The organism is Pedobacter sp. 01T416_2 (assembly GCF_056398925.1).
Map to the genome: position 1 here is coordinate 1 of NZ_JBFTQI010000109.1, position 11790 is coordinate 11790.

An 11790-nucleotide genomic window follows, 5' to 3' on the forward strand; every position below is an offset into this window, starting at 1 on the left:
GTGTACCACTACCCTGTACCAGTTATTAGAGAATTTTTCTACAGCATCTAAATGCACTTTATCTTCCTGGTAAGCATTATGGTCTGCAATGTTTGCAAAGGTAATGGTTAGCGAATAAGTAAAAGAGTTATCGGTAACAGGGCGTACAGGTGTACCTGCTGCTAAGCCATAACTTAACGTTTTAATGTATTTTATAGGTTTTAAACTTTCAAAGAAGTTAGCGAAATCTGTGATCTCGGTTTTGGTTAGTTGAGGTTTTAACCAGAACATTACGAAGTGTTGGATCTGTCCTTTATCTGCGGTTTGGGTTTCTATCATGGTTCTTTTTTTGCTAATATATAAATCATTTTTTTTGACACAAAAAAAGTCCCGATTTACATCGGGACTTTTTTATCTTTAAAAACCTTTTTTTAGTTTTTAGGCTGCACACGGCCAGATTTTCTGTCTTCACCTCTACCGATTAAGTAACCGCCACCAGCTCCAACTAATCCACCAATAATGGCACCTCTGCCTTTTTTCTTATCGATTAAAGCACCACCAACCGCTCCGGCTGCACCACCAATAACAGCACCTTTAGCTGCATCGCTCCAGCCTTTTTTCTTAGCTGTTGGTTGTGTACCTCCGTAAGCACTGCTAGAACCACCACCTGAGCTTGCATAAGATCTAGATGAGCTTGCTCTTCTTGCAGCAGCTAATTCTGCCTGGTGTTTAGCTTCTTTTTCCTGTTCTACTTTGGCCACTTCGGCTTTTTTAAAGCTATCTAACCTTAAACTATCTTTAACTGCTTTAATTGCCAATTGTTTTTCGGCCTGTTGTTGTTTTAATGCTGCTTCTTCTTTTGCCTTATTATTACAAGCAAATAAAACTGAAGAACTTAATGCGATTACTACCAATATCTTTTTCATAACTCTTAATTTTTTAATATGACGCTTGTTTAGTTACCTAACCTCACTAAACAGGTTTCAATGGGATGTGTGATTTAGTTAATTACCCATACTAAAGAAAAAATGATGCCAAAATGTTTTGAAAAGAAAAATTATTCCAATAAATCTATATACCAGAAACCAGAAAGTGCTGTTGTTGAACAAGGAGAATCCTCATTAGCAGTTGTTTTACTTGGTGCGTTATAAGTCCTGAATACCTTCTCTCCGATGGTGAAAGTGATTTTGTTCTTGAAAATTGGTCCTTCAAAAGCAAAGGTATGAAACTCTCCGTTTTCGCCACATGGATCAATATCTGCAGGAAATTGCTTGATTAAATCAAGGCTGATTACTTTTCCACAAAAATTTTCGAGATTTTGCTGTGTGCAAACAATGATGGTTTTATAGTTCAGGTTTAGGAATTCTTCAATTAAATGTTTTGTATCTTTTTTCCAAAGCGGAAAAATAGCCTTAAGCCCAATTTCTGCTAATTTATTTTCACGATAATTACGTAAGTCCGCTAAAAAGATATCACCAAAAATAGAATGGGTAATACCCTCCTCCTTAAATTTAGAAAGATGATGCTTCATGGTACTGTCGTAGGTTTCCATATCTGGCATTTCGCCCAAACGGATCTGATACAGTGGAATACCAATGCTTTCGGCCTGTTTAATCAGTAAAGCTTCTCTAACGCCATGCATCGAAACACGGTTATATTTTTCGGTAACTGTTGTAATCAGGTAACGGATTTCGATAGTAGGATCTTGTAAGACATAGTGTAAGGCCAATGTACTGTCTTTACCACCGCTCCAATTAAAAATGCAAAGCTTTTTATCTGGCATTGACTAATATTTCTTTTAATTCTGTAATGCCTTCTACAGCGTTTTTCTCAATGTTGATCACGTTTTTATAACGTTTTACATCGGGTGTTCTTGGATCGATAATGTATTTGTCGACAAAGGAAGGCACAAAATCGATTAAACCTGCCGCCGGATAAACGGCCAATGAAGTTCCGATCAGTACAAACAAGTCTGCCTGTTTGCAAAGTTTAGCGGCTACCTCTATCATGGGTACAGCTTCACCAAACCAGACTACATGCGGCCGAAGTTGAGAACCCAACTCGCAAAGCTCGCCCATTTTGATTTCTGAACCAACGATTGGATAAGTTAAATCAGCTTTTCTATCTGATTGAGACTTGGTAATAACGCCATGAAGATGGGTAACTTTGGTAGAACCTGCTCTTTCATGTAAATCATCAATGTTTTGGGTAATAATTTCAACGTCGAAGTCTTTTTCCAGCTCAGCAAGCACCTGGTGAGCCAAATTGGGTTTTGCGGCTAAAACCTGTCTTCTCCTTTCATTATAAAATTCTTGTACCAATTCGGGGTTTCTCTCCCAGGCCTCGGGGGTAGCTACATCATAAACATTATAGCCCTCCCATAATCCATCAGAATCCCTAAATGTTTTTAACCCACTTTCGGCACTGATCCCTGCTCCTGTTAAAACAACTAATTTCATAAATTATGATTACACAGATTAAATGATTACACTGATTTTAGTGATTTCACAGACCGGCTGTGGCTGATGAATTTTTTGGCTATGTTTTCGTCTGCCTTAAATATCTCCGGGTGGAACATGCAGGCTAAAGCTTCTATACCTTCAACCAGCGTACCTACGCTAGGTTGGGTGAACATATCAAAATCAGCAATATAAACCTGATTGTTTTTTACTGCCTCAAGATCGATCCAGCCTGATTTTGACGTTAACAGCTCCATTTCTTCCATGCTTCGTTTCATATCAAAGCCACATGGTGCGATAATCAAAACCTCTGGGTTATATTTCAGGATTTTATCCCACTGGGTTACAATAGAGTCGCCACCAGGATTGGACAACATATCAACGCCACCGGCTGCTGCAATCTGAAAAGGAATCCAGTGTCCGCAATTGTATATCGGTTCGATCCATTCCATTAGCATAATCCTTTTTAACGGTGCACGGTTTGCCCTAAGCTGATCTAAAATATGATCCGTTTTCTTTTGCAGGCCTGCCAGATAGTTTAACGCTACCTCTTCCTTTCCTAAAGCCCTGGCAATGGTAATGGCGCAATCGAAAACATCCTGTAAGTTATTTGGCGATAAAGGTACCAGCGTTGGCTGTTTGCTAAGCTTCATTACGGCTGTTTCGGTACAAACAGTATCGATGTTGCACACCTCGCATATATCTTGTGTGAAAACCACATCGGGTGCGATGCTTTCCAACAGTGCATCATCTACCCAATACAAACTTTTGCCTTGCGCTTTTGATGCCGAAAAGATCCGGTCTATTTCGATACTCGAATAGTTTTTGCCTTCTAATATGCAACGTACAACTTTTGGTTGATCTGCAGCCTCTTTAGGGCATTCGAATGTTACGCCATGCAGGTATTCTTGCAGGCCCATATCGTAAATCATTTTAGTGGCAGCAGGTAAAAAGGAAACAACTTTCATTAGGATGTAAAAGGTAAAATGGAATTGATATTCTAAGTTAAAAAAAATCCTCTTTTGAATCGAATCAAAAGAGGATTTCTATCTTGTTTTTACTTTATTGGTGTTATGCCAAACAATGGATCTTTCTACAGCTCTTGTGTTTGCAGTTTTAATACTGGGTATTTTGCTTTTAAGATTTCAAAAGCGCCAAAAAGCAAAGCACCATAGATTATTGTTCCTTCTAAGAATCTGATCTCGAATGGAATGGCTTTAATTAAGCAATCTATAAAACCATTTAAGTTTTGCGTATACAATGGGTTTTTATACCATGAACCGATATCACTTACAATCCAATGGATGAATACAATTACGATTGTAGATAGGAATAAGCTGGCAATATTTACCTTCTTTAATAAGAAACGACCCGCTAAAACCATTAATGCAATTGCAAGGTATGTCCAAAGTTCTTGAACTAAAAACAAATCTACATACTGTTTATAGATGGTTGTATAAAGTACTAAATCGCTTAAAAACAAACTCAATAGCGGAAAAGCGAATGCTTTAAGATGATCTTTAAAATATGCTCCTCCAAATAAGGCTACTGCTCCTATTGATGAAAAATTAGCAAACTTTAATTCATCTGAGTTGAATGTTACCAGCAAACGTAAAGCCGTTATTGCCAATATCATTAACAACAAAATTAAAGTGCGTGGATTAAATTTTAAATGAGACATGCTATTTCTGGTTAATATTTAAACAAAGTTAAATTTTTATTAGCGGATATTAAAACTTACACCTGTATTAAAGTTGAAGCCCAAACTATTGTAACCAATAATTTCGCTGTATTTTTCGTTCAGAATATTTTTTGCATCAAAAAATATCTTTACACGTTTCTTTGCCAATGCATATTCGGCATAAGCATTTAACAATTTATAAGCAGGTAGATTGTCGACTGTATACGTGTTAAAATTACCATCGGTACGTTTGCCGAAATAACGGTAATTTGCACTCACATATAAATTGCTTGTTGCCTGTGCACCTGCAGTAATGCCAAATGTATGTTTTGGTCTGCGGAAAAGATAGTTAGCAACGGCATTATCAACAAAGTTGAACTCATTGCCTTCTACATAAGCGTAATAGCCATTAATGTTAAACACACTGAATTTAACTGCTGGTTCAACTTCGAAACCTTTGGTTTTCTGACTTACCTGGTTAATGTATCCGTTAGGGTAAGCATAAATAATGGCGTCAGTTAAATCGCGTTTGTAACCTGCTAAACGTAAGCTAAATTTGTCGCCAGCAAAGCTAAAATTAACGCCAGCTTCGTAATTCTTCGATTTTTCCGGCTTTAAATCCAAATTAGCACCAAACTGACCAAAAAGCATGTTTAAGGTAGGAACTTTAAATGCTGTTGAAACCGTTCCAAATAATTTTATCTCTTTAATGACATTGATGCTTGGGGTAATTGAGTAGGTATAGTTTTCGCCATATTGTTCGTGTTTATTGTAACGTCCGCCTACTTCAAGGTTAAACACACTTAAATCGTGTAAGAATAATGATCCGTAAGCGGCAAAAATGTTGGTTTCCGGTTTATTTGTTGCTGATGATAATTTCATCACACGGTTATCGATACCCACCAATAAATCGAGTTTGTTACCCAATTTTTGGTTGTAGAATAAATCCAATAGTGATACCCTTCCTTCGTTAATGCTTGGGTACTGGCTATGCGCATCGTTTCTGGTACTTTCGAAACTATAGTTTAACGTTACTTTACCAGTTGCAAATTCGTATTTGGCATTGGTACCTGCAGCAAAGTTTTTCAGGATAGAATAATTGTTTGCATCGGTAAAAGCGCCACCATCAAACTTGTAATTGCCATAATAGTAGCGTACAAATGGATTTACAGAGAAATGCTTATCCAGTTTGATTCCGAAATTCGCATTTAAGGCATCAGTTTTAAAGCCGTCTTTATCAAATACAGCTGTACTTCCCACTGGTGTTGCTGCTTCTGAAATTCCATCGGTTTTGGCGTGGGTATAGTTAATATTATACGAAAAACCTTCAACACCACCGTTTAAACCAATGGTTCCTTTGTAAGTTTCGTAACTGCCTGCACTGGCCACACCATAAATGGTATTGCCTTTTGGGCCACCTTTTTTAGTGATGATATTGATTACTCCTGCAACGGCATCAGAACCATAAATGGTAGACTGACCGCCTCTTAAAATTTCGATATGATCGATCTGATCGATAGAAATCAATCTTAAATCGAATGCACCTCCGTTTCCTGATGGATCGTTTTGCACAATACCATCGATTAAAACCACGGCATAAGCACTTCCTGCACCTCTAAAAAATACCGATTTGTTTAATCCCGGATTGCTGCTTGAACCTGCTACAATAATCCCTGCCTGCTCGCTAATAAGTTCTGGCAATGATTTTCCGTTACTGCGCTCCAATACTTCACGACTGATGATCGTAACCACTTTACCTGTCTGTGATTGTTTCTGGTCATTTTTTGTTGCAGAAATTACAACATCTTTGAGCTGCAAACTGTCTTGTGTTTGAGCATTAGCCACCTGGCTAATCATTAACTGTGCTAGCCCTAAACTGGCTACAGTTAGCATTCTTTTTTTGTTCATTTGATTGTGGTTTTGCCCACAGCCAACAGATAGAAAAGGAAATGAAAATACGAAAAACGTTAAGTATCTCAATCCTAGCTTCAATCCCCGAAAGCTATGAAATTAAATGCTGAAGGCAGGTCTTCTGACTTACTCCCGGGTTTCCGGCCTTCCCATCCCGACAAGTCGGAACAGTGGCAGATTGATTGGAAATCCGTTATAGAGCTTACAGCTGCGGGACAGTTACAGATTTACACTGTATTCCCTTTTAATTCCGGGTGTAATGCCGGAAACCAAAAGCGCTGCAAAAGTAACAAAATTAAGCAACATGTAAAATGCATGATGGAAAATGGTGGTTTTAATAGAAAAAGCTAAATTAGGAATCAAATTTTTACCCATGAGAAGAATATTAATTGTTACATTTTCATTAATAAGCCTATCTGTTATGGCGCAAAAAACCGATACTGTTTTTTTGAAGAAACTGATGGAGTCTAAGCCTGAGCTTTTTTCCGCTGTACTTCATMATCCTGATCAAAACCAGATCCAGATTCTCTATACCCAGATTAACCGTGGTGCGAAGAATAAACCCACTTTTAAAACCTTTAGCTACAATTTAGACCCACACCATTATTTTTATCCTGCCAGTACGGTTAAACTAGCCGCTGTAATTTTTGCCTTGGAAAAAGTAAACCGCTTAAAAAATACAGGCTTAACGGCTAAGAGTACCATGATTACCGATAGCGCCTATAAAGGACAAACGAAGGTTTTAACAGATACAAGTGCTAAAAATGGACTTCCATCAATAGAGCATTACGTTAAAAAGATTTTGCTTACCAGTGATAATGATGCTTTTAACCGTTTATTCGAGTTTATTGGTCGTGCCGAAATTAATGAAAAACTGAAAGCTAACGGATTATACGATAGCCGCATTTTAAATCGCCTGGCCATTGGCGATGCAGGAGAATCAGCTAAACATACCAATCCCATCAAATTTTACAATGGCGAACAATTGGTGTATGATCAGGCTGCCCGGTACGATTCAAAAGAATATGAATTAAAATTAAGCAATTTGGTAATGGGTACCGGATACATGGATAGTACCAACAAGCTGGTAAACAAACCTTTCAGTTTAGCGGGGAAAAACGCTTTCGCCATTAACGATCAACAGAAACTGATGCAGAAATTGATTTTTCCTGATGCTTTTCCGCTTAAAGAACGGTTTAACCTTACTAAAGAAGATTATAAGCTCATTTATACTTATATGAGTAAATATCCAACCGAAAGTAATTTTCCTAAATACGATCCGAAAGAATTTTGGACTACCTATGCAAAAATGTTATACTATGGACGGGAACAGGTAACTCCTGATCCAAATATCCGCATCTTCAATAAATATGGCGATAGCTATGGCTACATCATTGATAACTCATATTTCGTTGATTTTAAAAATGGAATTGAATATTTCCTAACCGCTGTTGTTCATAGTAATGAGGATGGCATATTTAACGATAATAAATACGAATACGAAACAGTTTGTTTTCCTTTTATGAAAAATCTGGGCAGAACCATTTACGAATTGGAACTAAAAAGAGCTAAAAAACAAAAGCCCGATTTAAATAAGTTTAAGATGGATTACACTTATTAAAAACCTTTCTCATCTTTTAAGGTTTATTGCGTATTAATTGTATAAAAAACTATACRTTAATTAAAAAATAATATATTCGCATTTCAAAATTAAAGGATACATCTCTAATGGCTAAACTATTAATAATTGATGATGAGCGTGCGATAAGGAGTACCTTACGCGAAATTCTGGAGTACGAAAATTACGATGTTGAAGATATCGATAACGGTATTGATGGCCTCGAAATGATCAAAAAAGGAAATTTCGACCTGGTACTTTGCGATATCAAGATGAATAAGATGGATGGTATGGAAGTGCTGGAACAGGCACAGATCATCAAACCCGATTTGCCATTCATTATGATATCTGGTCATGGAACAGTTGAAACTGCCATTGAAGCCAGTAAAAAAGGAGCTTTTGATTTTATTTCGAAACCACCTGACTTAAACAGGTTATTAATTACGGTTCGTAATGGTTTAGACCGTGGAAATTTAGTTACCGAAACCAAGGTTTTAAAACGTAAAGCAAGTAAAACCCGAGAGATTTTAGGCGAATCGGAAAGTATTTCTAAAATTAAAGAAACCATAGAACGTGTGGCTCCGACCGAGGCCCGTGTATTAATTACGGGTGCAAATGGTAGTGGTAAAGAATTGGTAGCCCGTTGGTTACATGAAAAATCGAACCGTGCCGATAGCCCTCTAATTGAGGTGAACTGCGCCGCTATTCCATCAGAACTGATTGAAAGTGAATTGTTTGGCCACGAGAAAGGTTCATTTACCTCTGCTGTTAAACAACGTATTGGTAAATTTGAACTGGCTAATGGTGGTACGCTATTTTTGGATGAGATTGGCGATATGAGCCTTTCTGCCCAGGCAAAAGTTTTACGTGCCTTACAAGAGCATAAAATTTCGCGTGTAGGTGGCGAAAAGGAAATTGAAGTAAATGTTCGTGTTTTAGCGGCAACCAATAAAGATTTAATGAAAGAAATCGAAGATGGTAACTTCCGTATGGATTTATACCACCGGTTAAATGTAATCAATATCCATGTTCCACATTTAACGGAGCGTACAGATGATATTCCGGTTATTGCACAAAACTTTTTAGAGAATATATGCAGTGATTATGGGATGCCGGTTAAGAAAATAAATGATACTGGTATGGCTGCTTTAAAGGCCTTACCGTGGACAGGTAACGTGCGTGAGCTACATAACATGATTGAGCGTTTAATTATTTTGAGCGATAAGGTAATTACCGAAAATGATGTACGTGCATTCGCTAATCCAGGCGGTGGTACAAACATTGGTGCTGCAACCAGTGCACAGATTGCAGGTGCTGGCGGTTCAAGCCTTGCTTTTTCTTTCGATTCGTTCAATAATTTTCAGGATTATAAAGATCATGCAGAGCGCGAATTTATCAAATTCAAATTGGAAAAAAACAACTGGAACGTATCAAAAACGGCGGATGAGATTGATATCCAAAGAAGTCATTTGTACAGCAAAATTGAAAAGTTTGGCTTAAAAAGAGCTGAGTAAGATCATAATAAGAAGTCAAGTTTTAAAAACTTGACTTCTTTCGTTTAATGATATTTCTCCTCTATTTATGAGCCACAACTACCCCATATAATCATTCTGCCTCATCAGCAATGCCCTGTATTTATTAAAGATTGCTGTTTTAGAAACGAAACCTAAATATTGGTTCTGCGCAGTTAATACGGGTAAAATCCATACATTATCTTGCTCCATCTTCTCTAATACCATTTTCAGATCATCATTTTCGGTGACGGCGTTCGGTGCAGGTTGTACCAAATAAGAAGCTAGCAAATTTTCCTTATCAGGGTGATTAATCATTTCGTTAAATAGCTCTTCTATGTAAATGATGCCCTTAAAATCGCCCAGTTCATCTGTAACAGCACATATATTTTTACGCGATTGCATGATCTCATTCATCTTAATCGAAATCTGATCATTCATGTTTAATCGAGGATAGGTTTTCTCGATCAAATACTTTAGTTTCATCTGATTTAAAACAGTCGTATCCTTATCATCATGCGATAACAGTTCTCCTTTATCCGCTAATGCTTTTGTATAAATAGAATGTTTTTGAGCGCTGCGGTTAATGGCATAAGAAATGGCAGTGGTAATCATTAGTGGTACCATTAAGATATATCCACCCGTAATTTCGGCAATCAGGAAGATGCCAGTTAAGGGAGCATGCATAATCGAGCCCAAAGCAGCTGCCATACCTGCAACAATAAAGTTCGAAACATTTAATTGCGCCAAACCAGATAGATTTACCACATAGGCAAAGATAAACCCGATTAAACCGCCCATAATTAAACTGGGCGCAAACGTTCCGCCGTTACCACCAGCGCCCAAGGTAACCAAAGTCGCTATCGACTTCATGAAAATAGTTACTACTGTAAACAACACCACTAAAGCCGGAATGGTATTGTAATCGGAGAAAATACTATTATTGATCACTGTTTGGTAATCGCCTTTTAACAGTCCCTTTATTGTGATATAACCTTCGCCGTAAAGTGTTGGGAATAGAAAAACCAAAACTCCAAGCATTAAACCACCCACAATAACTTTGGTATAAGGATGTTTTATTTTATAGAATAAGCCTTTTACGGCATAATTGGCTTTTGTAAAATAAATGGAGAATAAGCCTATAAAACAAGCCAGTATCACATAATAAAACAATGCATTCACCTTCCATCCTTCTGTAACCAAAAAGAAAAGTTGCTGTGTATAGAATAATCTTGCTACTACTGCAGCTGTTGCAGCCGATAATAAAAGTGGGATAAACGCAGGGATGGTAAACTCTGGTAATAAAATTTCGATAGCAAATACAATCCCAGCTACTGGGCTATTAAATGCTCCTGCAATACCTGCTGCTGCGCCACAGGCCACTAGCATGGTAATTTCGCGATAAGATAAGCCAAGTAAACGGCCAAGGTTTGAGCCTATTGCCGATCCACTGGTAACAATTGGCGCTTCCAAACCTGTTGAACCACCAAAACCTACCGTAACGGCTGCGGTAATAATCTGCGAATAAATATTGTGTGCTTCTACCTTGCTCGATTTTTTCGAAATGGCATAAAGCAATGGGGTTAAACCGGCTCTTTAGAGCGGCGGCGGCTAATCCTGCTAAAACCCCAACAATTACAGCGAGGATAATTAAGAAATTACGGTTTGATATTTTAGATTTTCGGTACTGATTAACCTGATCAAGGTAATTTACAAATCTGATATACATCCTATTGTTTTTTAATAGAGGGCGAATGCCCAAAAGTAACAAAAACAACAAGAGAAGCCAATTTAAAGGCTTCCTTTATGCATCAAATTTATCCAATAACTTAATTAAGGTTGCGAAATCTTTTGGGTATGGTGCATCGATCACAATATCTTTGTCATCTAATCCTTTAAAAACCAGGTGCCTGGCATGTAATGCGAAACGTTTCATAATGGGTTGCTCCTCTTCGCCTTTGGTTAATTTATAACCTCTCTTAATTGACGAAAGAAAAACAGGTTTCCCTTTGTACATATCATCGCCAACAATGGCTGCCCTTTGTGTTGCTAAGTGAATACGGATCTGGTGCATACGACCAGTTATTGGYTTGCATTCAACCAGTGTATAATGTTTGTAGTATTTTAACGAATCGAAAATGGTTTCTGCTCTTTTACCTTCTGCCCTATCAATGGTTACATTTTTATTGCCATCGTTCAAAATCGGAAGATCAACGGTTAACTGATCGAAAATGACATGCCCATCTACTACCGCATGATAGGTTTTATTCACCTTTCTTCTTTCGAACTGCATAGAAGCATGACGGTAACCTTCAGGATTTTTGGCGATAATTAAAGCGCCAGAAGTTTCTTTATCCAAACGGTGACAAACCTGTGCATCATCGCTATACTGTTTGGCCAGGCGTAACACATTGGTTTCTCCAGATCCACCACGTTCATCGAGCGAGGCTAAAAATGGAGGTTTATTGATAACAATAAAATCGTTGTCTTCGAAAAGAATAAGGTCTTTAAAATTTGGAAACTTCAAACTGTGCTGTAATTAATGAAGCGCAAAAATACGATTTTATTTTTATTGGTTAAGATATTAACCGCAGATAAAAAAGGATAAATACAGATATGGAGGAAGTAAGA

At 37.6% G+C, this 11790-nt stretch carries 11 protein-coding genes and 1 riboswitch; of the genes, 2 read left to right on the top strand and 9 right to left on the bottom strand.

Features of this window, described 5'->3' with window-relative positions; genetic code table 11:
- The 7 genes from AC1DPQ_RS06895 to AC1DPQ_RS06925 form a co-directional block, all read right to left on the bottom strand.
- Positions 1–318, bottom strand: a 318-nt coding sequence (locus AC1DPQ_RS06895; protein ID WP_477608522.1) for a Dabb family protein, incomplete at its 3' end; no start/stop codon positions are given.
- A 92-nt stretch (positions 319–410) separates the two neighbouring features.
- Positions 411–905, bottom strand: coding sequence for a YMGG-like glycine zipper-containing protein (locus AC1DPQ_RS06900; protein ID WP_440821821.1), 495 nt, complete (start codon positions 903–905; stop codon positions 411–413).
- Between the two features lie 131 nt (positions 906–1036).
- The gene (locus AC1DPQ_RS06905; RefSeq protein WP_477608523.1) at positions 1037–1762 is read right to left on the bottom strand and encodes a Dph6-related ATP pyrophosphatase; all 726 of its coding nucleotides are present in this window, start codon (positions 1760–1762) and stop codon (positions 1037–1039) included.
- Positions 1752–2438: an SIR2 family NAD-dependent protein deacylase gene (locus AC1DPQ_RS06910; protein ID WP_477582835.1), complete on the bottom strand. Its 687-nt coding sequence runs from the start codon at positions 2436–2438 to the stop codon at positions 1752–1754. The genes AC1DPQ_RS06905 and AC1DPQ_RS06910 overlap by 11 nt, the downstream gene beginning before the upstream one ends.
- Positions 2439–2464: 26 nt before the next feature.
- Positions 2465–3406 (bottom strand): ABC transporter substrate-binding protein, encoded by a 942-nt coding sequence (locus AC1DPQ_RS06915; protein WP_477582833.1) that lies wholly within the window; start codon positions 3404–3406, stop codon positions 2465–2467.
- Between the two features lie 125 nt (positions 3407–3531).
- On the bottom strand, positions 3532–4119 hold the full coding sequence (locus AC1DPQ_RS06920) for a DUF6580 family putative transport protein (RefSeq protein WP_477582831.1): 588 nt from the start codon (positions 4117–4119) through the stop codon (positions 3532–3534).
- Positions 4120–4158: 39 nt separating this feature from the next.
- Positions 4159–6027, bottom strand: coding sequence for a TonB-dependent receptor plug domain-containing protein (locus AC1DPQ_RS06925; protein ID WP_477608524.1), 1869 nt, complete (start codon positions 6025–6027; stop codon positions 4159–4161).
- A gap of 97 nt (positions 6028–6124) precedes the next feature.
- A riboswitch (cobalamin riboswitch) is annotated at positions 6125–6319 on the bottom strand.
- An 84-nt stretch (positions 6320–6403) separates the two neighbouring features.
- On the opposite strand from AC1DPQ_RS06925, the gene AC1DPQ_RS06930 reads away from it, so the two are divergent.
- Together AC1DPQ_RS06930 and AC1DPQ_RS06935 are read left to right on the top strand one after the other, a co-directional pair.
- Complete coding sequence (locus tag AC1DPQ_RS06930) at positions 6404–7651, top strand: serine hydrolase (RefSeq protein WP_477608526.1); 1248 nt, start codon at positions 6404–6406, stop codon at positions 7649–7651.
- Between the two features lie 107 nt (positions 7652–7758).
- On the top strand, positions 7759–9162 hold the full coding sequence (locus tag AC1DPQ_RS06935; protein ID WP_477608527.1) for a sigma-54-dependent transcriptional regulator: 1404 nt from the start codon (positions 7759–7761) through the stop codon (positions 9160–9162).
- A gap of 78 nt (positions 9163–9240) precedes the next feature.
- On the opposite strand, the gene AC1DPQ_RS06940 is transcribed toward AC1DPQ_RS06935, so the two are convergent.
- Both AC1DPQ_RS06940 and AC1DPQ_RS06945 read right to left on the bottom strand, forming a co-directional pair.
- Entirely contained in the window at positions 9241–10737 is a 1497-nt protein-coding gene (locus AC1DPQ_RS06940; protein ID WP_477608529.1) for a chloride channel protein, read from the bottom strand.
- Between the two features lie 226 nt (positions 10738–10963).
- Entirely contained in the window at positions 10964–11686 is a 723-nt protein-coding gene (locus AC1DPQ_RS06945; RefSeq protein ID WP_029274339.1) for an RluA family pseudouridine synthase, read from the bottom strand.
- Between the last annotated feature and the right edge of the window lie 104 nt (positions 11687–11790).